At 46.2% G+C, this 20562-nt stretch carries 16 protein-coding genes and 1 tRNA gene; 6 read left to right on the forward strand and 11 right to left on the reverse strand.

The window, feature by feature from the left end; all coding sequences use genetic code 11:
• Position 1: 1 nt before the first annotated feature.
• From JJU34_RS02230 to JJU34_RS02240, 3 genes are all read right to left on the reverse strand, one after another.
• Positions 2 to 487 carry a hypothetical protein gene (locus JJU34_RS02230; RefSeq protein WP_228690690.1) on the reverse strand — a complete coding sequence of 162 codons (486 nt, stop codon included), beginning with the start codon at positions 485 to 487 and terminating at the stop codon, positions 2 to 4.
• A 168-nt stretch (positions 488 to 655) separates the two neighbouring features.
• Complete coding sequence (locus JJU34_RS02235; RefSeq protein ID WP_228690691.1) at positions 656 to 1450, reverse strand: (Fe-S)-binding protein; 795 nt, start codon at positions 1448 to 1450, stop codon at positions 656 to 658.
• A 25-nt stretch (positions 1451 to 1475) separates the two neighbouring features.
• A complete protein-coding gene (locus JJU34_RS02240) occupies positions 1476 to 2801 on the reverse strand; it encodes a 4Fe-4S dicluster domain-containing protein (RefSeq protein WP_228690692.1) in 1326 nt (441 codons plus the stop codon).
• Between the two features lie 89 nt (positions 2802 to 2890).
• On the opposite strand from JJU34_RS02240, the gene JJU34_RS02245 reads away from it, so the two are divergent.
• Both JJU34_RS02245 and JJU34_RS02250 read left to right on the forward strand, forming a co-directional pair.
• Positions 2891 to 2963: transfer RNA gene (locus JJU34_RS02245), tRNA-Phe, on the forward strand.
• 272 nt (positions 2964 to 3235) lie between these two features.
• Complete coding sequence (locus tag JJU34_RS02250) at positions 3236 to 3838, forward strand: DUF6134 family protein (protein WP_228690693.1); 603 nt, start codon at positions 3236 to 3238, stop codon at positions 3836 to 3838.
• Here the strand turns inward: JJU34_RS02250 and JJU34_RS02255 are convergent, their stop codons facing one another.
• The 5 genes from JJU34_RS02255 to JJU34_RS02275 all read right to left on the reverse strand — a co-directional run bounded on the left by JJU34_RS02255 (position 3839) and on the right by JJU34_RS02275 (position 12256).
• Positions 3839 to 6325, reverse strand: a complete 2487-nt coding sequence (locus tag JJU34_RS02255) for a PAS domain S-box protein (RefSeq protein ID WP_228690694.1) — start codon at positions 6323 to 6325, stop codon at positions 3839 to 3841.
• 78 nt (positions 6326 to 6403) lie between these two features.
• Entirely contained in the window at positions 6404 to 9982 is a 3579-nt protein-coding gene (locus JJU34_RS02260) for a response regulator (protein WP_228690695.1), read from the reverse strand.
• Positions 9983 to 10091: 109 nt separating this feature from the next.
• Positions 10092 to 11123, reverse strand: coding sequence for a pseudouridine synthase (locus tag JJU34_RS02265; RefSeq protein ID WP_228690696.1), 1032 nt, complete (start codon positions 11121 to 11123; stop codon positions 10092 to 10094).
• A gap of 185 nt (positions 11124 to 11308) precedes the next feature.
• A complete protein-coding gene (scpB, locus tag JJU34_RS02270) occupies positions 11309 to 11869 on the reverse strand; it encodes an SMC-Scp complex subunit ScpB (protein ID WP_228690697.1) in 561 nt (186 codons plus the stop codon).
• A gap of 3 nt (positions 11870 to 11872) precedes the next feature.
• Positions 11873 to 12256 carry a TraR/DksA C4-type zinc finger protein gene (locus JJU34_RS02275; RefSeq protein ID WP_228690698.1) on the reverse strand — a complete coding sequence of 128 codons (384 nt, stop codon included), beginning with the start codon at positions 12254 to 12256 and terminating at the stop codon, positions 11873 to 11875.
• 271 nt (positions 12257 to 12527) lie between these two features.
• Here JJU34_RS02275 and JJU34_RS02280 point away from each other — a divergent pair, with 271 nt between their 5' ends.
• The 4 genes from JJU34_RS02280 to JJU34_RS02295 all read left to right on the forward strand — a co-directional run bounded on the left by JJU34_RS02280 (position 12528) and on the right by JJU34_RS02295 (position 17448).
• The gene (locus JJU34_RS02280; protein WP_228690699.1) at positions 12528 to 13160 is read left to right on the forward strand and encodes a DUF1080 domain-containing protein; all 633 of its coding nucleotides are present in this window, start codon (positions 12528 to 12530) and stop codon (positions 13158 to 13160) included.
• A gap of 87 nt (positions 13161 to 13247) precedes the next feature.
• A complete protein-coding gene (locus tag JJU34_RS02285; RefSeq protein ID WP_228690700.1) occupies positions 13248 to 14342 on the forward strand; it encodes an Ldh family oxidoreductase in 1095 nt (364 codons plus the stop codon).
• A 220-nt stretch (positions 14343 to 14562) separates the two neighbouring features.
• Positions 14563 to 15552 (forward strand): hypothetical protein, encoded by a 990-nt coding sequence (locus tag JJU34_RS02290; protein WP_228690701.1) that lies wholly within the window; start codon positions 14563 to 14565, stop codon positions 15550 to 15552.
• An 87-nt stretch (positions 15553 to 15639) separates the two neighbouring features.
• The gene (locus tag JJU34_RS02295) at positions 15640 to 17448 is read left to right on the forward strand and encodes an alpha-L-rhamnosidase C-terminal domain-containing protein (protein WP_228690702.1); all 1809 of its coding nucleotides are present in this window, start codon (positions 15640 to 15642) and stop codon (positions 17446 to 17448) included.
• Between the two features lie 59 nt (positions 17449 to 17507).
• Here the strand turns inward: JJU34_RS02295 and JJU34_RS02300 are convergent, their stop codons facing one another.
• The 3 genes from JJU34_RS02300 to JJU34_RS02310 all read right to left on the reverse strand — a co-directional run bounded on the left by JJU34_RS02300 (position 17508) and on the right by JJU34_RS02310 (position 20431).
• Entirely contained in the window at positions 17508 to 17672 is a 165-nt protein-coding gene (locus JJU34_RS02300) for a hypothetical protein (RefSeq protein WP_228690703.1), read from the reverse strand.
• A gap of 204 nt (positions 17673 to 17876) precedes the next feature.
• Positions 17877 to 19295: a hypothetical protein gene (locus tag JJU34_RS02305; RefSeq protein ID WP_228690704.1), complete on the reverse strand. Its 1419-nt coding sequence runs from the start codon at positions 19293 to 19295 to the stop codon at positions 17877 to 17879.
• Positions 19296 to 19381: 86 nt separating this feature from the next.
• Positions 19382 to 20431: a GntR family transcriptional regulator gene (locus JJU34_RS02310; RefSeq protein ID WP_228690705.1), complete on the reverse strand. Its 1050-nt coding sequence runs from the start codon at positions 20429 to 20431 to the stop codon at positions 19382 to 19384.
• Positions 20432 to 20562: the final 131 nt, after the last annotated feature.

The following is a 20562-nucleotide window of genomic DNA, read 5'->3' on the forward strand; positions in this document are numbered from 1 at the left end:
ATCAATTAAAATACCGTTTTAGCCAACTGTCTTTAGCTGTGATGATCCAATTTTCCATAAGATCTGCTTTTTTGCTGACTGTCGGGTCAATGATTTTTGATTCCGGCAGGATATTTCCAGCAAGCACTTCCGCTTTGATGCCACTTAGCTTGCTGACAGAGAGACTATCCTGGTGTACCACTGCGATCTTTCCGGCATCAAGGAGGTTTAGCCCCAATGTATTTTCAATCTCTCGCAACACCCGGACAGAACTGTCAATAGAACACCCGCTGGCTGGAAAGCTGCGCTCATCTACTGACAGAATGATGACTTGATGGTGTACAATTTCAAAGGAGGTAGCCATGTGTTGTCCATGGGTGTTCCATCCATCGCAAAAGGCCCTCAGTGTATCCGCTATCCATGTGGTTTCGTCCTTCGTAAAGGGCCGATCGGATTGATAGATCCAAATCCGCGAAGAGTAGGGCATTTCTTCAAAAGGAACGTACATAATCGCTATAATTTTTGACTCACCCGATCAGGCTGAAATCTTGTGCTGTAAAGGTTTAACGTGCAATTCAAGGATAATGATACAAAAATCCGTACATCTAAACTCATAAACGCGCTGAAAGTTGCGTTTGTTTTTGTTTTGGCGGCAGCAGTGGCGTATCCCTTGCGTTTATAGGCCCTGATCCTGCGAGATGATTTCTGCCAAATCCATTACCTTGATCTCCTGCTCTTTTTCTTTGTTTTTGATGCCGTCCGATAACATGGTCAGGCAAAAGGGGCAACCGACCGCGATAGTCTTTGCTCCTGTTTTCAGCGCTTCTTCTGTACGCTCTATATTGATGTCCTTTTTTCCGGGCTCGGGTTCTTTAAACATCTGAGCACCTCCGGCCCCACAACACAGCCCTTTTGTCCGACAACGTTTCATTTCTACCAGCTCCACGTCCAAGGCTTTGATTACTTCCCGGGGAGCCTCGTACACGTCGTTGGCTCTGCCGAGGTAGCAACTGTCATGAAAGGTGATTTTTTTACCTTTGAAGGCGCCCCCTCCTTTCAGGACGATTCTGCCATCATGGATGAGCTGCTGTAGGAATTGACTATGGTGGAGTACTTCGTAGGTACCCCCCAGCGAGGGATATTCGTTTTTTATCGTATTAAAACAATGTGGGCAGGCAGTCACGATTTTTTTAATGCCGTATCCGTTGAGCACCTGCACATTGCTTATCGCCTGCATTTGAAAGAGAAAGTCATTGCCGGCCCTTCTTGCGGGGTCACCGGTACAGGTTTCCTCTTCTCCCAGCACGGCAAAGTTAACGCCGATAGCGTTTAGGATCTTCACAAAGGACTGCGTGACGCTTTTGTACCTTTCATCAAAGGAACCGGCACAACCAACCCAAAAAAGCACCTCCGGCATTTCACCACTTCCGGCTAGTTCAGCCATGGTTGGTACCTTGTATGTATTGCTCATCGGTTTAACGTTTAAGATTACAAAGTTAAGATTTCTTTTTCAGCTCATCTGCCCATCGAAACCGGTCCGTAGGGGCAAATTTCCAAGGAGAGAAACTGGTTTCTATATTTTGAAACATGTTATTCCATTGTGCAGGGCTGCTGTTTTCCTCCATAGAAGTGTAGCGTCTCAACTCTAAAATGATGGAAAGGGGGTCAATATTTACCGGACATGCTTCCACACACGCGTTACAAGTGGTGCAGGCATTGATCTCTTCTTTGGTTATGTAGTCTCCCAGCAAGGATTTCCCGTCTTCGAGTCCAGGGCCACCCGCTAGCAGGCTCTTCGTCACCTCTTCTGCTCGGTCTCTGGTATCCATCATGATCTTTCGAGGGGATAATTTCTTTCCAGTGATGTTTGCGGGGCATTCAGCGGTACATCGACCGCACTCGGTGCAGGCAAAGGCATTCATCAGGTTGATCCAGTTAAGGTCATTTACGTCTTTGGCGCCAAACCGGCTTACCTCAGAGGGCTCGTTACCATTGTCTCCGCCTAGACCCAACATGAGATTCACTTCACGGGTCACCTCGTCCATATTTTTCATTTTCCCTTTCGGCTGTAGGTTGGAGTACCATGTGTTGGGAAAGGCAAGAAATATGTGGAGGTGTTTGGAGTACGTAACATAAACGGCAAATGCCAAGATACCGATAATGTGGAACCACCAAGCGGTCCTTTCGGTGAGGATCAGGGCAGTTTCTCCCATTCCTTGAAAAAGTGGCTGAAGTGGGGTGCTGAATAGCAATCCACCCAGTTCCCGGTATCCATCCACGCCCCGTTGAGCTAGTATCTGATCGGTAGCGTTCATGGTCAAGATCGCCAACATAAGCACTATTTCAATAATCAGGATCAGATTGGCGTCCAAGGCCGGCCAGCCTTTTAGCTCATTCATGGACAGACGTGGGACCTTCGTGATGTTACGTCGAACGAGAAATGCCACACAGGAAACCAGGGTGGCGAAGGCCAGAAACTCAAAGATGTTCATGGCGATGGTATAAAAGCTGCCCAAAAAGGGTGCAAAGAAACGGTGGGAGCCCGTTAATCCATCGATCACAAACTCTAATACTTCCAAGTTGATGATGATGAAGGCCACGTAAATCAATAAGTGCAAAAAAGCAGGAAGGATCCGTTTGAACATCTTTTGCTGACCGAAGGCTATCAGCCCCATCGTTTTCCAGCGGGTTGGTTTTTGGTCGTTCCGGGGCTCAGGCTTTCCGAGAAGAATGGCCGTCCGTATAAACTTTATCCGCCTGAAAAGGACCACTCCCGAAGTGACCAATAATGCCAAAAAAAATACCGTGGTTAATATGCTCATTGTGAATAAATTGGTTTATCAATTTAAATTTTCGTGTCAAATCATTTGTACAAACCGCACAAATACCTACCTTAGCATCACTTTAAGAAGGTGATGTAGCTCAGCTGGTAGAGCATCGGACTGAAAATCCGTGAGTCGGTGGTTCGAGCCCACTCATCACCACAAGCCCTGGTTCTACCTGGGCTTTTTTTGTTTTTAGCCTTTTTGGTGCAGATTGGGGCTTGAATGGGGTAAGAGGAGGTCAGAATCATACCGCAAATTAGCAAATAGTCGTTATGCATACTATCTTGAACCTATTTTAATTTAGATTGTTGCTTTTGGGAGAAGTATCTTGGTAGGTGTCCGCTAGCGACCTGTTTTTGCGCACTTGGCCCTAGCCAAATCGTATGGCTTTCAAAGACCAAATCCCCATTACTTATTCAACCAATATACGCATGTCAGCAAATATATACAGAGTGTTCCTTTTTCTTATTTTTCAGGTGTTTCTGTTTAGTGCAAGTAGTGCGCAGGAGGTTCATCGGTATGATATTACCGTAGCGGGCTTCACCATTGGGGAGATGGAAGCAAAGAAATGGGATGCTCGAGACACTACGTATTTTCAGTTGACATCTAAGGTTAGCTTTTGGCTATTTGGCCAAATCAATATAGATTATCTAACGGAAGTCAATTATTTCGGAGAACGATTTATTTCGTCTCGTGTGGAGTCAACAACCAATCGAGGAGATTTTCTGTCCAGGGTTTGGCTAGATGGTGAGGTATACCAAGTAGACGCTAAGTCGTATAAATACGAACTGAGGGACGAGATTTCCGAGGAGGTGACCTATAGTGCGGTCCGGTTGTTTTTTGAGGAACCAAGAGAGACCGACCGGATGCTGGCAGAAAACTATGGCGTGTTTGGAGAGGTGTTCAGAGTAGACAAAGGAGGGTATGAATCATTGGCAAATGGAAATAAAAATCGATACGAGTATACAGAAGGAAAGCTACAGCGCGCCGTGATGCAAAGTCCTATAAAAAACTATGTGATCAAACGAAGATAGCTAGCTGGAACGTTTCAGACTTTGGGTAATGGTTTGAAGTTGAGCTATCTGAAGTTTTTTGAGGGGTTTGGATATGTGCGCCAGTATAAAGGGGTGTCCTTTCCATTTGGATTCCTGTGGTTTATTGCCGTGTTCGTTCATGGTGACAATGGCTAGGTTGGTTTGGATGGCACTCGACCTCAATGCTTTAAACCAGTCTGTTTTCCCCTGTGCCATGGTGTCTAGGTCTAATAGCACCAATATTGACCGATCTCGTTGGTTTGCGTCAAGCAGCGCACTCCAGGCCTCTTCGGCGTCGTGAAACTGTCTAGGACGCTCCGATAGCTCCTGTTGAATAATGGCGTACCTGTTTACCAATTGGCTTAATTCATCCTGGTCTACTATCCAAAGCTCCGGCTCTGTAGTTTCTTGCGCAGATTTTGGTAGATGTAGCGGCGCGGGGGGTTCGGTGGATGGGTCTAGAATCTTTGTTTTCTGTGAAATATCGTTGATGATTTTATCGATTTCAAGTGCCGTTTCCTGTACCGACTGAATCACGTCTTCTCGACTTTTCAATAGGTCATTTTCACCGTAAACAATGTCTTTGTTTTCAAGTAGAGAAAGCAGCATCATCATTCGGGAGAGTGGGGCTCTCACTACATGCGATTGCATCCAAGCGATTTCTTTCAGAATACGGTTTTGTTCTTCGATGGCGGCAATGTGGTTTACTCTTTCGGTGATGTCCAATACGATAGCTACAAAGTACTCTTCTCCATCTACTACGAGTCTTTTGAGGTTAATTTTTACCGGATAGGTAGACCCGTCCTTCCGTTGATGAATCGCCTCTGCGGTAACACTACGATCTTCCTGGTCAAATAGAGGAAGTAGGAAATTTGCCTTGAAATCCTCCGGAGAAATATCCGGTGTCAAATCAGTAAGGCGCATGTGGGTGAGCTCGTCGGTGTTGTATTGGAGGTTTTTGGTAGCAGCGGCATTGGCGGTAGAAATAGCGAGGTCTCTATTGAAGATGTAGATCTCATTTAGCGATTCCTCCACAATTTTACTGAGTTTTCGTTGATTGTTTAATGCCAGTTTTTCTTTGGTCACGTCCTCGGTCAGCATGATGATACCACCTATTTTCTCTCCGTCATACCATGGGTTGATCTTCCATTTCATGTAATTTACAGAGCCATCAGCCCGTTCGAAGCGGTCATCGTCCCGTCCGAAGCTTTTTCCTAGTAGGCTTTGGGCGTGTATTTCCCGCCATTCTTCTCCGATCTCTGGGAAGATTTCATAATGAGATTTACCGATTAAATTTTTTTCGGAGATTTGGTAATCCTCCAGCCATTTTTTTGAGTAGGCCATGTAGCGCATCTCGGTGTCCAGCATCGCAATGGCAGAAGGGGCTTCATTGATGAATTGTTGCTGGTTTTCGAGCAGTTTTTTTCGTTCAGTTATGTCCTGAATAATTCCATATATCCGCACACATTTACCATTTTCTGTCTCGCTATTGATCATCACTCTCACCCATTTTCGTACGCCGGCGAAGGTGGTGATTTTTGCCTCAAGATCTGCTTGGATGCTGGTAAAGACGGTATTTCTGATCGCTTCCTTGATAGCCTGTCGGCAGCCGCCCTCATCAAAAAATGCTAGGGCATTTTCATAATTCTCTTGGAAATCGTCTGGCACATCGTGAATTTGCCTGGTAGCCTTTGACCAGTTTAACTGTTTGGTAGCGGGAAAGCACTCAAATGCTCCCACTAACGCCATTTGCCCGGCCTGCTCCAAAAACTCTTTCATTTTTTGAAGGCTGCGTTCGGTTTCCTTGATCGCAGTGATATCTCTCGCCAGTGCGATAACGCTATCTTCTCCAAAAGGAGACATCCGGGCTTCAAAATCCCGGAGGCCGTTTTCGGTAGGTAGCTGGTATTGGAGAGAAGTAGGTTGACCATCTTTCAAGCAGGATTCTATCCTTGCCATCATTGGTTCCGCCAAGCTGGTCGGAAAGACTTCCCGAATTTTTTTTCCCATAAATTCTGGAACTGGCAGCGCTAATTCATTCGTCCATTTTGACTTCGTTTCTAAAAATCTACCTTCCCGGTCAATGATGAAAAACAAATCGGGAAGGGCTGTAAGTATGGACTCTAGGTACTGGGTGCTATTGTCGGTGTTTTCCTGCCACACGAATACCCAAAATCCATCTGGAGTAGGCTCCCAGGAAGAATTCAGCATGGTTAATCGACCTTCAAAGAGTATTTGGAGTACTTGCTCGAACGGCTGGTCAGGGGACTGACGTAAGCGTACCAGGATTTCGTTCGTTACCGGAACAGGCAAGATCCCCTCAATTGAATGACCTTCCAGCGAATCTTGTGGAACTTGCAGCAGCCCACGGGATTTAGAATCCGATTGGGTTATTATTCCGCTCCGATTAACAAACAAAAGGCCGATTTCCAATCGATTTACGATTTTTAGGGGAAGAGGAATACGTAGGTTACCCAGGTCTTGCATAATAAACCGAAAAGAAGCATGTTTTAACAAAATATACGTAGATGTATCCGTGATTTGCAGGATGCTGGAGCTTTCTTTTTATCCTTCCAGAGGGATGTGCGCCTGTTCTTCCAGTTCACCAGCCAATTTTTGTTTGAGCAATTCCCATTCTTGGGCGATGTCGGAAGCGATCTCTTCCAATCGATTCCAATCCGGAGTGGAAGGGTTAAGTATTTGCCTCATGAAATCCGTCAATTTGCAGAAATGCATGGTTTCAGCCGACTCCATAATACAGCTTGCAACCCGTGTAGCTTCACCAACGTTTTCTTGGGCAATATGGAGAATCAATTCCGATACATCACCTCCCAGTTTAACTGCGGAGGAAATCATTAGTTGGTATATGCGTAGGTCTCCGTCTATAGCTTTTAAAAGGCTGATTTTGTCAAAGGACTCCCGATCGGTTTTTTCCTGGGGGCTGTTTTCACTATTCGTGGTTTGGTAGAGGTATCGCATAAGCAGGGTATACAAAGCCTCCTGTTTGATGGGTTTGGTGAGAAAATCATCCATGCCCGCTTGAATACACCGTTCTTTTTCTTCGGTTAACGCTGTAGCGGTAAGCGCAATAATCGGGATCTTGGAAATGGCTTTATTGGTTAGCGTACGTATTTTCTGTGTGGCCGCTATTCCATCCATTTCGGGCATGTTCACGTCCATTAACACTAAGTCTACGACTTGATGCTGTACTACGTTCAGCGCTTCTAGGCCATTTTTTGCTTCGATGACCTTGGCGTCGGGGAACATTCGGGAGAGAAACGTCCTTGCCAGCAACATATTCATCGGGACGTCTTCGGCGATGAGAATGACCTTGGAGGACCCATGATCGTCGGTGATCGGTTTCACCGGAGCGGCATTTTCCACAGTGGAACCCTGCTTAAGGGATACAAATGCCTGTTTCAATTCCCGGATTTTGATGGGCTTTACCAAACAATACTTGACACCCAACCGATCGCAGGCTGCTTTGAGCGCTGAATCATCCAATGGGCTATGTGCCAAAATTACCGGCAACTCGGCGGCATCAATTTGAAGCTTGTCGCGGATGATCTCTATGGTCTCGATGCCGTCTAGAAATGGCATATGATAATCTATAATCGCTAGGTCAAAATGGGGCTCCTCTTTGATTAATTTTAGGCTTTCGAATCCATTCTTGGCGCTGGTGTGTTCGATGCCCCAGTGGTTTAGGTTTTGCTCGATGATTTTGCGGCTGTTTTCGTTGTCGTCTATGATCAATACATGGTTTATCGCCGCGTTGGAGAGTTTATCGTCTTGCTTTTCCGATAACACCCCGCACTCAATCTGGAAAAAAAACTCAGAGCCTTGTTTAGGTTCGCTGAATAATTCAATAGTACCGCCCATTTTGCTCGCAAGCAAATTGGAAATACTTAATCCCAATCCGGTCCCACCATATTTCCGGGTAGTGGAGCTGTCTGCCTGCGTAAATGCAGTAAATAGTCGGTGCTGTTGTTCTTTTGGAATACCAATTCCGGTATCTCTTACAGCAAAGGAAAAAACACCGGAGTTTTCAGACGTTTCCTGAAAGGTCACCCGCAGTTCTACCTCGCCTTTTTCCGTAAACTTCACCGCATTGGTTAGCAGGTTTATGAGGATTTGCTTGAGGCGCGTTGGGTCAAGATAGGCTTTCTGAGGCGTGTCAGGGTCTATGTTGAGTAAAATCTCCAAATTCTTCTGCCCTGCCGGATATTTGATGATGTCAATAGCCTCCTCAGCGAGTTCCCATACATTGGTTTCCAGTATTTCGAGATCCAATTTCCCTGCCTCGATTTTAGAAAAATCCAGGATATCGTTAATGATGCCTAGCAGGGATTTTCCCGATACGTGGGCATTGGCAGCGTACTGCTGTTGGATAGCATCTAAGTTGGTACCGAGGAGCAACTCCGTGAATCCGATCACTCCGTTTAGCGGGGTACGGATCTCGTGGCTCATATTTGCCAGAAATTCAGACTTGGACTTATTCGCTTCTTCGGCTCTTTCCCTGGCCGTTATGAGTTCATCCAGGGTGCGGTTTTTTAATTCAATGTTTACCAACAACTGGGCTAGAAATGTCAAAAGAATCTTCTCACTCTCCCTGTAGGTGTAGCTTCTTCGGACAAAGTCGAAACCAACAAACCCCATGCATTGGGACATATTCATGATAGGAAGTGTGTAAATGCTTTGGATATCTTGGGTGTCGAGCAATTGGCGAATTTTACTTCTTTTAGGTAGAATGGAAATGTCCTCCCAGAGGATTTCCTTACCATTTTTGTGCATTTCTGCCCACTCTTCAATCTCGGAGATCGGAATTTTTTGCAGTATGCCAATTTGGGGGGCGATCCCTTCTGCACACCATTCGTGGGTGTTGGTGTACGTTCCCTTTTCCCAGTCGTACGAGAAAATGTACGCCCGATCTGCATCGGTAAATTCACCAAGTTTCTTCAGGGATTGTTCAAGCGACTTGCCTACTGCTGACGGTGGCATGTTGATGTAGGTCAAAGCCATTTCCACCAAAATATTTTGCAGGGTGGCAAGATAGTTCAGTTCTAATTCCGCAATCTTGGCCTTATTAATATCCTGAAATACACCGTATAATCGTACACATTGTTGGTTCTTAAATTCGGCTTTGGCCAAAGATCTTACCCATTTTGGGTTTCCCTTTGCGGTGACGATACGAAGGACCTCATCGTACCCTTCCCCGGTCTCAATGGCCCGGTTTACCAGGTATTTGATGCGCTCGCGATAGTATCCATCCTGATAGAATTCGATGCCCGCGTCCATATTGGGGTCAAAATCCGGTGCTACCTCATGAATTTCACGTGTAATCGTGGACCATTCGATTCGATTCGTGACAATATCCATATCCCACGCCCCGATGTTGGCCAGCCTGCCAGCGTCTTCCAAAAGCTCTTTTGTACGACGCAGTTCGACCTGCGATTTGACGCGTACACTCACGTCCCGGGCAGAGGCATATACGCGGTCATCGATCAATACGCCGCGCCATTCGAGGTAGATATAGTCAGATTCCTTGGGCTTAAAGCGGTTGATAAAGTTGAAAAGAGTACCCTCTTCTTTTAATTTTACCAAAGCTGTTTCGGTAGATCCCAGATCTTCAGGGTGGATGAAATCAAAAATGGTCTTCGTTAGTATTTCATCGATGAGATAGCCCATTTTTTCCTCCCACGCCAAATTGGCTCGAAGAAACCGCCCGGATTCATCTACCACACAAAGAAGGTCTAAGTTGGCCTTGCTAAATCCCTCAATGTCCCGCTGTATTTCTTTTTCGGCGGTAACTTCCTGTAGCAGCAGGGCAAGCTCAGAATCGTTTGAACGGATGGATTCGTACTTAAACCACCTATTTAACGTTGGAAAAAATATTTCTGTAAAAACCCCTCTGGAAGGATTATCGGCTACATGGTTTAGGATCGTCCATATTTCTTCATTCTCGGAGCCGTAAGAGATTGGAATGTGCACATCCGCATCGGGCAAGCCAACTAGTTGCCAGAACGAAGTGTTCGCCCCTAGGATTTCAAAACTGGTTTTTTCTGTTTTAGCAAAGCTAATTTTCTTAAAAACCGCGTAACCCAGGGAGCTTTCCCGGAGAAGATTTAGTTGGTTGGAACTGCTCATTCATTGAAAAAAACAAGGTCATTCGAATTATCAATTGAAGTAAAAATACAGTTTTTATTTTAATTTTTTGGAAAATAGGCAGAAAAGGTAGAAATCAAAAAAGCGGTCGTTACGACGGCTTTTTTGATTTACCAAGGTATTTTAGATTGATTACTTCGGACTCGGATAAGAACCTATAGTTGCCTCTAGGTAAGTCTTTTTTAGTTAATCCAGCATACATCACGCGGTCCAATGCAAGTACTTCATAGCCGAAGTGCGCAAATATTCGCCGTACGATCCGGTTTTTTCCCGAGTGGATCTCTAATCCAAGAATTGTCCGGTCTTTAGAAAGTATCTGCAGGTCATCTACCTTGGTGGGGCCGTCTTCTAGTTCTATCCCTTCTAGGATTATTTCGAAATCGTTTTTCGTAATGGGCTTGTCCAAAGTGACCTGATAGATTTTTTTGATCTGATTGGAGGGGTGGGCCAGCCGGTCGGATAGCTCCCCGTCGTTGGTGAATAGCAGCAAGCCCGTGGTGTTCCGATCCAGTCGACCGATCGGAAATATCCGTTCGTCGCAGGCATTGGCAATCAGTTGCATCACCGTTTTTCGCTCAAAGGGATCATCTGTGGTCGTGATAAAATCCTTTGGCTTGTTCAGTAGCAGGTATACAGGCTTCTCGGGGTTTAGTTTTCGGTTTTTATAGGATACCTTATCGGTGCGCTTTACTTTGTACCCGAGGGAGGTGACCACCTCGCCATTCACGATGATTTCGCCTTTTTCAATGAGTTTATCGGCCTCTCTGCGGGAGCAGATTCCTGCGTTGGCGATGTATTTATTTAGCCTGATTTCCTCCTCAGCGTAAGCAACCTTTCGGTCTTTTTCATGCTTGAAGTCGTACTCCGGCCTGGTTAGGGCCTGCTTTCCAGGGCCATCCTTTTTGATGCCGGCAAAAGGTTTTCTTGGATTGGTTTTTTGCTTGGTCGGTGCCTCTTCTACCCATTCATACACGGGTTTTTGGGACTTGTCCCTCCCTTTGTAGAGCTTTTTAGCGCTTGGCTTATCTGGAGACTGACCTTCCGGCTGTTGGTTTTTTGAATTGGCCGGTTTATTGGATTTTTTCGCATACTTATCCCCGTATGCTTTTCGTGGATCTTTCATAAGACTAGCAGCATCTCTGCTGTATTTAAAATGTTTGATTAGTTCGTATTGGAAAACACCGAAATGAGCCACAAAGATAGCTTATTTATTTGGTATTTCTTTTGGGAGCTCTAAAAAGTATCGGTTAGACTCCTGATTCCTAGTGCAGAAACGACAAATCTGCGTGGGGCTTTTTTCTATAGGAATCAATTGCTCTGATTGCCGATTTGATTTTCTTCCTCGGCAAAATCCTTGGGCTGGGGCAAGTCTTTGAGATCGTTGATGCCGAAATAGTCCATGAATTTTTGGCTGGTACCGTAGAGCATCGGCTTACCCAGACTATCGGATTTTCCTTTAATCACGATAAGTTCTTTTTCCAACAGCTTTTGTACGGAGTAATCACAGTTTACGCCCCGGATTTGCTCCATTTCGGATTTGGTGATAGGCTGCTTGTAGGCAATAATCGAAAGCGTTTCCAGTTGGGCTGCGGACAACCTGCGTTGGGATTGGTGTTTTAGCAGGATGGAAATACTGCTTTGGTAGGCCGGTTTGGTTAGAAATAAGTATCCACCGCTGATTTTCTCCAATGCAAACGCAAAATCTTCTTGTTGGTACTTTTCCGTAAGTTCCGATAGGCCAGTTTCGATATGCGCTGTCGGAACTTCGGATTCAAACATCTCTGAAAGGCATCGTTGGATATCCTGGATGGACAAAGCCTCTTGAGAGCAAAATATCAACGCTTCAATATGTCGGTGTAGAAAATCCAAGGGCTATTTTTTGGCAAGTTTTGCCTCTATACTGTGCATGGTGTGAGGAACGGCCTTCAGTCTTTCTTTTGAAATAAGCTTTCCGGTGTCAACGCATACACCGTAGGTGCCATTTTTGATCCTTCTCAACGCATTTTCCAGATTGATAATAAATTTTTGCTGCCTGGCGGCCAACTGACTCAGGTTTTCTCTCTCCAGGGTGTCAGCACCATCCTCAAGCAGCTTGGAAGTAGATGCGGTGTTGTCGGTGCCACTGTCGTTGCTTTTGCTTAGGGTTTGCTTTAGCTGGGAAAGCTCTTCTTTGGCTACTGCAAGCTTTTCATTGATCAGATCTTCAAACTCCTTTAATTCTTCCTGTGAATAGGAAGTTTTTTCTACTTGGCCCATGCGTCTAACGGTTTACTGTTTACTTAATTACTTAGTCAAAAATTGTTAAAAATTTCCCTAAATTACGGCTAGGTTTTTAAATTCAAAACCTATTCATTTTAATTTTGATCGTTTAAATCGAATACTTCCAATAGGATTTGTCCACGCTATCAGTTACCAAAGAAGCGGGTTCCGCTATAGCTTTCTGCCGTTCAAGTAAAGATAGTTTTGACATCTGTCACGGAAAGCCTTACATTTAAGGAACTATTAGAGTCAATAAACCAAAAGCAACATGAAAAAATTAATTTTAATGTGTCTCATGGCCTTTTTTGTCTTTTCGGTGCATGCGCAGAAAAAGAGTAAGGATGGCTTTTATACGCTTTTTGACGGGAAGTCCCTAAAAGGGTGGGAAGTCGGCGTCAATGCCGAATCGTTTAAAGTGGTAGACGGAGCAATCAAAGTAGATGGTCCCCGAGCCCATCTCTTTTACACAGGAAAAGTAAACAAGCACGACTTCAAAAACTTTGAGTTTGAGACCAAAATCAAGACCGAACCCAAAGCAAATTCCGGCATTTTTATCCATACTACCTACATGGACGATGGATGGCCAGATGTTGGGTATGAGATACAGGTGAATCAGACACATGGTGACTGGAGAAAGACAGGGAGTGTGTACAGTTTCAAGGATGTACGGGAAACCTTTGTAAACGATGGCGAGTGGTATACCAAGACGATCATCGTACAGGGAGATAAGATTACCGTGAAAGTCAATGGAAAGGTCATCAACGAGTTTGTGGAAGCCACCGATAGAGGTGATATTGGAGATAGCAAGAAGCGGCTTAGCAGAGGCACGATCGCCCTTCAGGCGCATGATCCAAACAGCGTAATTTATTACAAGGATATTCGCATCAAGCCATTGCCCTGATTAAATTCCTATTTAAACAACGCATAAGGCCCAGCGCTTCCACCTTGTAGTTGGAAGGCTGGGTTTTGTTTTTAACTCCCAAGTATCATGGAATATGCTCCAATTGACCATTTGGATTTGAGAAGATTTGTTCGGGAAGTGTTTGAATGGACCGGAATACCTGCTGCCGATGCTGCGCTGGCATCAGAAGTATTGGCGTATAGTGACGAACATGGAATCGATTCCCACGGTGTAGCCCGTCTGGATACCTATTTTGATTTGATCCAGCAGGGAAAAATCAACAAAAACCCAACGATCCGGATACTACGCGAGAAGGCGTCTGTTGCAACGATTGATGGAGACAATGGCTTGGGGTTAGTGGTTGGGCCCAAGTGTAATGAGATTGCGATGGAAAAAGCCTCGGAATATGGTTCCGGATGGGTCAGTGTTTGCCATACAAATCATTACGGTGCGGCGGGTTACTACCCTGTTCAGGCATTGAGACGGGATCTTATCGGTTTGTCCATGACCAATACCACCAAAGGTGTGGTTCCATTCAATGGTCGCGAGAAAATGCTAGGGACTAATCCGGTGGCAGTTGCCTTTCCGGCTGCTACCCAAAAACCGCTCATTATAGACATGGCCAGCAGCACGGTGGCTTATGGTAAAGTGGAAATTGCAGACCGACAGGGAAAATCCGTTCCCTATGGCTGGTGCATTGACGCTCAAGGTCAGGCAACCGTCAATCCACTGGAGATGATTCAGGGTGGATCTTTGTTGCCTCTGGGCAGTGACGAGGCAGGCAGTGGTCACAAAGGATATTGCTTAGCAACGATGGTGGATGTGCTTTCGGCGGTATTAAGTGGTGCCAATTGGGGACCTTTTGCGGTCCCATTTGCCATTAAAAGCGGAACATCTGACACCAAACAAGTAGGTAAAGGCATAGGCCATTTCTTTGGGGCATGGGACATAAGCGGGTTTCAGGACTTGGAATTTTTCAAGCGATCGGTGGACGAATGGATTCGGGTGATGCGGTCCACCCCACCGCTTCCCGGTGCAACGGAAGTGTTGGTTCCCGGAGATCCCGAACACCGTGCCTATGGGATCCGTATACGGGAAGGCATACCGTTGGATAGGAAAGTACTTGACTCCCTTCGACGGATTTCGACGGTGTCCGGTATAGGGATGCCGGTGTACCATTGAGGTTCTCGGTGAAGAACCAGGAACAGGCAGAGGCCGTTATAGCTAGGTAGAATCATTCATCGTTTGAGCATTGAAGCGAATACCGAAACATGTGGTAAAGTGTTTTAAACCAGTCGATTTAATCGTTTGGGGTAGCCCCGTTTTTTTATGGGTGTTCGTTTTTTTCACTAATTCTTTCGCCCAATCCAGCTATTCTTCTATTGACCTCCGTGTATTGCCCATGGACGTGACACCTTCCCAGTATTTTTTTACGAAAGTGGAGGATAAGCGGTCGGACCGAACACCTGTGGCCTTTTTGGTTTCGTCTGCCAGCGCGGGTGCAAACCTGAATCTGGTCGATTTGCGCGGAGGAACGATGGGCGGTCTAGAGGCCTTTGTGTTTGGCGCTGTACCCAGGAATCCGTCCCTTAGACCCATTAGCGTGCATATAAGGGATTGTAAGATCGTCGAAAAGCTGGCAGATAGCAGTCGGGGGGTCATTGAGGGGGATGTGTATTTGGACTTCGGCTATTTTTTGCAACGAAACGGTGAACCGGTTCATTTGCTGGATTTTCAGGGTGGGATGTCCTATAAGCGTAGGGTAGGTCAGGTGGCCGTGATTGAGCCTATTTTCCGAAAATCCCTAGTCAATGCACTTACCTATTTTCACAATTGGGTGGAAAGGGAAGCAGGTACCAATGAGAAACTAGCGGACCGGGTAAGTGTGTCTATGCGGGATTACCGGGTGGATAATCGGGATGACACGGTGTTTTACGATCCTAAGCGACCTCTTTCCTGGTCGGACTTTAAGGGGAGACCTCGCATGGGCAATTTTGCCGCCTCTATTTTTGCAAGTATCGCCTACGAAGGCGATACCAAACTGGTGGATGGGGAAGTTCAGATCGATTTGATGTTTAAGACCTACATGCTGAAAAACTCTTCTTGGGTAAGGCCGGGCAACAATGACTATGGACTGAACCACGAGCAGCGCCACTTTGACATCGCCCAAATTATCACCGAGCGATTGAAGCGAAGGCTTGGCACGATGGATCTATTGCCCCACAATTTTGACCGGGTGGTATCCTTTGAGTTCTTGGAGAGCTACCGGGAAATGAACCGCCTGCAGGAACAATACGACCGGGAAACCTCCCATGGAATGGATAGAGCTGCTCAAGAGCGTTGGAATGCCATCATAGATGATGAGCTACGATCTTTTGGCGTAATGGATTAGCATGTTAGCGTGCAGGTATCTTGAACAGGCATCGTGGTCGATTTTTCGTTCATATTCCCTATCTTAGGGATCAATTTTCCTTACATTATGAATGAGCACTACGTAGCACCCGGCAGCAATAGGCTTTCGGTCATTGGTTTGATATTTCTTTTCTTCATGAGCCTCAACCCAGTTTTTGCCCAGTTGCCCCCCGCCCTTCAAAAGATAGAAGGGCTACAAGTCACGGATGATTCCCGCGTACGAAAGTACATCTCTCCTACTAAGGTGCTTTGGCAGTCCGTTCAAGACGAACGGTTTATTCAAAACCCAGCCTACCTCTTGGGACCAAATAGGGGACAGGCCGTACTGGCTACCGATCAGCGCTTCTGTATTCTTAGGAGCTCGGATACTGTCAAGCCAGGTATCCTATTGGATTTTGGGATCAACCTACATGGGGGGATTCAATTTGTCACGGGCATGACGGGCAATAAAGAGCCGGTTCGGGTCCGCATTCGTTTTGGAGAGTCCGTATCGGAAGCGATGTCGGATATCGACACGGTGGGCGGTGCCACAAACGACCATGCCATGCGGGATTTTATCCTGCCGTTGCCTTGGTTGGGAACCATCGAAGTGGGTAACTCCGGATTTCGCTACGCGCGCATAGACATGGTGGATGCGGATCGGGAATTGATTCTTAAGGAAGCGAATGCTGTATTTTCCTACAGGGATATCCCTTATGTGGGAAGTTTTCGGAGCAACGATGAGCGATTGAATCAGATTTGGGATATGGGTGCTTACACGGTTCACCTCAATATGCAGGAATACCTGTGGGATGGTATCAAGAGAGACCGGCTGGTTTGGATAGGTGATATGCACCCCGAAGTGTCTACGATCAATGCTGTGTTTGGGTACAATGACGTTGTACCAAAAAGTTTGGATCTGGTACGCGATATCACCCCGATGCCGGAATGGATGAATGGGATCAGTACGTATTCCATGTGGTGGATTATCATTCACCGGGATTGGTACATGCAGCATGGTCAATTGAATTACTTGAAGGACCAAACGGCCTACTTGGAAAAACTGACTGAACACATGATCAGCCGGGTAGAGGGCAACCGGGAAAAATTGGACGGAACGAGGTTTTTGGATTGGCCATCGAGTGAAAACCCCGAAGCCATCCACGCCGGACTACAGGCGATGCTTATTTGGGCCTTTGACGCTGCGGGCGATATTTTCCAAGTGTTGGCTGACCCGGCGATGGAGCAGCGGGCCAAAGAGATGGCTACTAATCTCCGAACCTACCTGCCACCTCATGGCAATTCCAAGCAAGCCGCTTCCCTGATGGCCTTGGTCGGGCTAATGGATGCGGGTGAAGCAAATAGAGAGGTGGTAGCCAAAGACGGAGTGAAGGATTTTTCCACGTTTTACGGCTACTATATGTTGGAAGCCAAGGCCAAGGCAGGAGATTATCAGGGAGCACTGGATAATATACGCGAATATTGGGGAGCCATGATCGATTTGGGAGCGACTACCTTTTGGGAAGACTTCAACATAGACTGGATGGAAAATGCGGCCAGAATCGACGACTTTGTGCCTGCGGGAAAAGTGGATGTACATGCAAGCTACGGAGGCTACAGCTATGAAAAGCTACGGCATAACCTCAGCCATGGCTGGGCTTCCGGCCCTACAGCGTGGATGAGTAGGCATGTTCTAGGCGTTCAGGTCGTTAATCCTGGCGCGACCACTTTGCTCATTCAGCCAAACCTTGGGGATCTGGAATGGGTGGAGGGTACTTACCCTACCTCAAAGGGTCCCGTACAAATTCGGCACGATAGACGGCAGGACGGTTCGATCAGCACCAGCGTGACGGCACCCGACGGCATACAGGTACAAGTTATGGCGCCCAAACCTTGATAGAATAAACTCTTGGAGCAATGGGGCTTCGTGGAAGATCGGTTGTAATCGCCCCTCTTTTATTTGTTCATCCAGGTGGGCGCGGTTACAAACCAGAGGAGAGTCCCAACGGCCATGAGGTTTTTACAGTTTTCCGCTGTGATGGAGCCCTGAAATACCAGAATTGCCGGAACGATAGAAAGCCCCAGTCCGATAAATGAGGTGATTTTTATGAGGTGTTTCATCTGTTTATTTTTTGTTTTTCAAAGGTCAGATGGAATCTCGCATGGGAAATAATCATTCCAGTGTGTGACGGCTACGTCATGCTCGATTTCATGTGTTTATAATTGTTTTTCAGCGTTCATCGGCCGCATCCTACCATTCCCCCAGTGTATGCCGGCTAGGTCATACCTGTCCGCCTCTGGCAAACTTTATTTTGCTGGGCTCTCTTAGGCCGGCAGTTTTGAATTTACCGCTACCGCTTTCTTTTGGTTTATTTTTGCTGCGATGATATAGACAGCCACAGCTACAAACCATCCCGGAAGGCCAAGAAAGAATATTTCTACCCCTCCGAAGAGATTGAGCCCAAGGCAGAATACTAGGGTAATACCCCAAGTAAGTGCGGCAGACCAGTTTAATTTGGATCCGCTCAAGAAGGCATAGTTTGACTGTAACCCGATTTTTTCGAAGAGGTAGATGTCGATGAAGATTACTGCTCCTAGCGGCATCAATATAAGCCCGTACAATGCCACAAATTCTAACAGCATCATCACCAAGGCGGGAAAGCAGGCGGCTATGGTGGTTACCAAACCCACAAACAGGGTCACTTTCCAGGTTTTCCATTTTGGATTGATAGACTGTATGGCCAGTCCTGCCCGGTACAGGGTGGGGTTGGCGGTTGTCCACCCCGCTATGATGACGCAGATGGCCCCCGCTATACCTACGGCACTGTAGGCAATCGGCCCTGGCGCAAAGGTCAGGCTGTTTTGGGATTCGAGTAGAAACAGCGAATACAGAATGCCGGAGGCAAGCCAGGCGACAAAATGTCCCAGAAACACACCTGTAGCGGAGGAGAATCCGTATTGCCACTTTTTGGCATAGCGCAATATGGACATGTCAGCCAAACCGATATGCATGGCCATGTTGCAAAACCAGGCAAAGAACATCACGTGCCAAAAGGTAAATTTACTCTGTCCTTCCAACGGAACACCGGTCCAGATAACCTCTTTGGCCACCGGCCAAAATTCACTGATCTGGGTAACGCCTAGGCGGGGTAAAACAGCGATGGCAGAGGCGATGAATATCATAATCATCCAGGGTGCTGCTACGTTGGCAAATTTGGAAACGAGATCAAATCCAAACATGGCGACCACGGTGGTGATGGCCCCTATCGCGAAAACTGTCAAAATCCAGCCGATGCTATTCGGGTACACATCGGTCAGTTGAGGCATGGGCAAGTCAAATGGGATACCAACGGCGGTGGCCGATACGGCAATCATCGCTCCGGCCAAAAAGCAGAATAGGCCGGCATTTACCAAATTATACAGGGTAGTAAAGCGGTGTCCGGCGATTTTCTCCAATTGATAGTACAGCGTGACGCGTGTTTTTACGGCGATTTTTCCGGTGTAGAATGCCCAGCTTAGTACTGCCAGGATATTTCCAATGATTAACCCGCTCACCAAGTCCACCGCACCGGCTCCGTGGGCTACAAATAAGGGCCCTATGACAAATTCCGTGCCGGCGGTATGTTCTCCCGCATAAGTACCCAAAAAACTCTTCCAGCCCTTTAGCTTGTTTTGCGGGATGGGTTCCTGTTCGTATTCATTTACCGCATCCAGTCGTTGCACTAGCGCTTTTCTATTCCACATAAAAACTTGCTTATACCAGTATGTTTGTCTTTCAGAATGTTTTTCTCAATCCAAGATGTGTAGGGAAAGTCTACCAAAGAAGGATATCAGACGGATCCCCTGTTGATAAAGTTAAATACATTTTTGACCGATTCTTTCTTTTGCTTCCGGATCATGTAGGCAGCTGTCTCACCCATTAGTTTGAAATCCGTAGAGATGACCGTGATGCCAAGCAGCTCTTTCAGCGGGGTGTCGTTGTAGGAGATGATCCCAATATCCTCGCCCAGTGCCAAGTTTTGTTCCCGTACTTGCTTGACCAGATTGACTAAGTCGTTTTCTTCAATTACAATAAACACGTCGCCGGAGCGTAATTCCATGTCCGTATATACTGTCTCTAGGATTTCGTGGTCAAATTCAAAGTCCTTGCAGAATTTTTTAAACCCCTGCATGATCTCTTTTGGATAGGGATATAGGGTTTGCTGTGGGTATACCAACAGGAGCTTTTCGTAATTTTGCAACTGAAATATACCTTCACACAGAGCTTTATAAATATCGTGTTTGAAGTCTTGGTAAATGGAGGCTACTTGTCCCTCAAAATCTGCCAGGTAATTATCCATGATCAGCAGCTTTTCGGAGGGGATTCTTTTGAGCGTTTCCATTACGCTGCAATCAATATTGTAATGACTTTTGTCATCGTTTTTAAAATGAGGCATGACCACAAAGTGGTCGTAAGCACCCATGTTCTCTTCCAGGATATGTAGTAAGTTTTTTGGGTCACAATGGTATATCTGCAAATCTACCTGTACGGAGGTTCCCATGCTATCAATAAATGAGTTATAAATGCGTAACTTGTAGTTACTCAGCTTATTCATCAGGAATAGCACCGTTTCCTTATTGTGGGAAATATTCCTTGCCACATAGTATCCTTTGCCCTTGACCGATACAATGATTTTCTTTTCTTTGAGCTGATTATACGCCTTTTCCACGGTATCCCGGGAGAGGTAGTATTCCTCGCTGATTTCATTGATAGAGGGGATTTTATCGCCCACTGTCAGATGTTGGGACTCGATGTCCTCGATGATTGAATGGGCAATTTGTAGGTATTTCGGGATTCTGGAGTTTTCATCCAGTCGGATCAAAGTCTTAGTTGCTAACATGACTCGGTTATTTTAGTTTGCCAATTGGGTTTAAGTGAATCGCTGTAATTTATCAATGAAATCGGGTATTTCCGAATATATGCAATCCTTAATTTTTACTTGCCTAAGTAATCCATTCTAGGCCGATAAAT

The organism is Lunatimonas sp., assembly GCF_020832325.1.
GTDB lineage: Bacteria > Bacteroidota > Bacteroidia > Cytophagales > Cyclobacteriaceae > Lunatimonas.

Excerpts from the sequence above, each read along its gene's own strand:
- JJU34_RS02230 (WP_228690690.1), bottom strand. The coding sequence starts at position 487 with ATGTACGTTCCTTTTGAAGAAATGCCCTACTCTTCGCGGATTTGGATC.
- JJU34_RS02235 (WP_228690691.1), bottom strand. The coding sequence starts at position 1,450 with ATGAGCAATACATACAAGGTACCAACCATGGCTGAACTAGCCGGAAGT.
- JJU34_RS02240 (WP_228690692.1), bottom strand. The coding sequence starts at position 2,801 with ATGAGCATATTAACCACGGTATTTTTTTTGGCATTATTGGTCACTTCG.
- JJU34_RS02250 (WP_228690693.1), top strand. The coding sequence starts at position 3,236 with ATGTCAGCAAATATATACAGAGTGTTCCTTTTTCTTATTTTTCAGGTG.
- JJU34_RS02255 (WP_228690694.1), bottom strand. The coding sequence starts at position 6,325 with ATGCAAGACCTGGGTAACCTACGTATTCCTCTTCCCCTAAAAATCGTA.
- JJU34_RS02260 (WP_228690695.1), bottom strand. The coding sequence starts at position 9,982 with ATGAGCAGTTCCAACCAACTAAATCTTCTCCGGGAAAGCTCCCTGGGT.
- JJU34_RS02265 (WP_228690696.1), bottom strand. The coding sequence starts at position 11,123 with ATGAAAGATCCACGAAAAGCATACGGGGATAAGTATGCGAAAAAATCC.
- JJU34_RS02275 (WP_228690698.1), bottom strand. The coding sequence starts at position 12,256 with ATGGGCCAAGTAGAAAAAACTTCCTATTCACAGGAAGAATTAAAGGAG.
- JJU34_RS02280 (WP_228690699.1), top strand. The coding sequence starts at position 12,528 with ATGAAAAAATTAATTTTAATGTGTCTCATGGCCTTTTTTGTCTTTTCG.
- JJU34_RS02285 (WP_228690700.1), top strand. The coding sequence starts at position 13,248 with ATGGAATATGCTCCAATTGACCATTTGGATTTGAGAAGATTTGTTCGG.
- JJU34_RS02290 (WP_228690701.1), top strand. The coding sequence starts at position 14,563 with ATGGACGTGACACCTTCCCAGTATTTTTTTACGAAAGTGGAGGATAAG.
- JJU34_RS02295 (WP_228690702.1), top strand. The coding sequence starts at position 15,640 with ATGAATGAGCACTACGTAGCACCCGGCAGCAATAGGCTTTCGGTCATT.
- JJU34_RS02300 (WP_228690703.1), bottom strand. The coding sequence starts at position 17,672 with ATGAAACACCTCATAAAAATCACCTCATTTATCGGACTGGGGCTTTCT.
- JJU34_RS02305 (WP_228690704.1), bottom strand. The coding sequence starts at position 19,295 with ATGTGGAATAGAAAAGCGCTAGTGCAACGACTGGATGCGGTAAATGAA.
- JJU34_RS02310 (WP_228690705.1), bottom strand. The coding sequence starts at position 20,431 with ATGTTAGCAACTAAGACTTTGATCCGACTGGATGAAAACTCCAGAATC.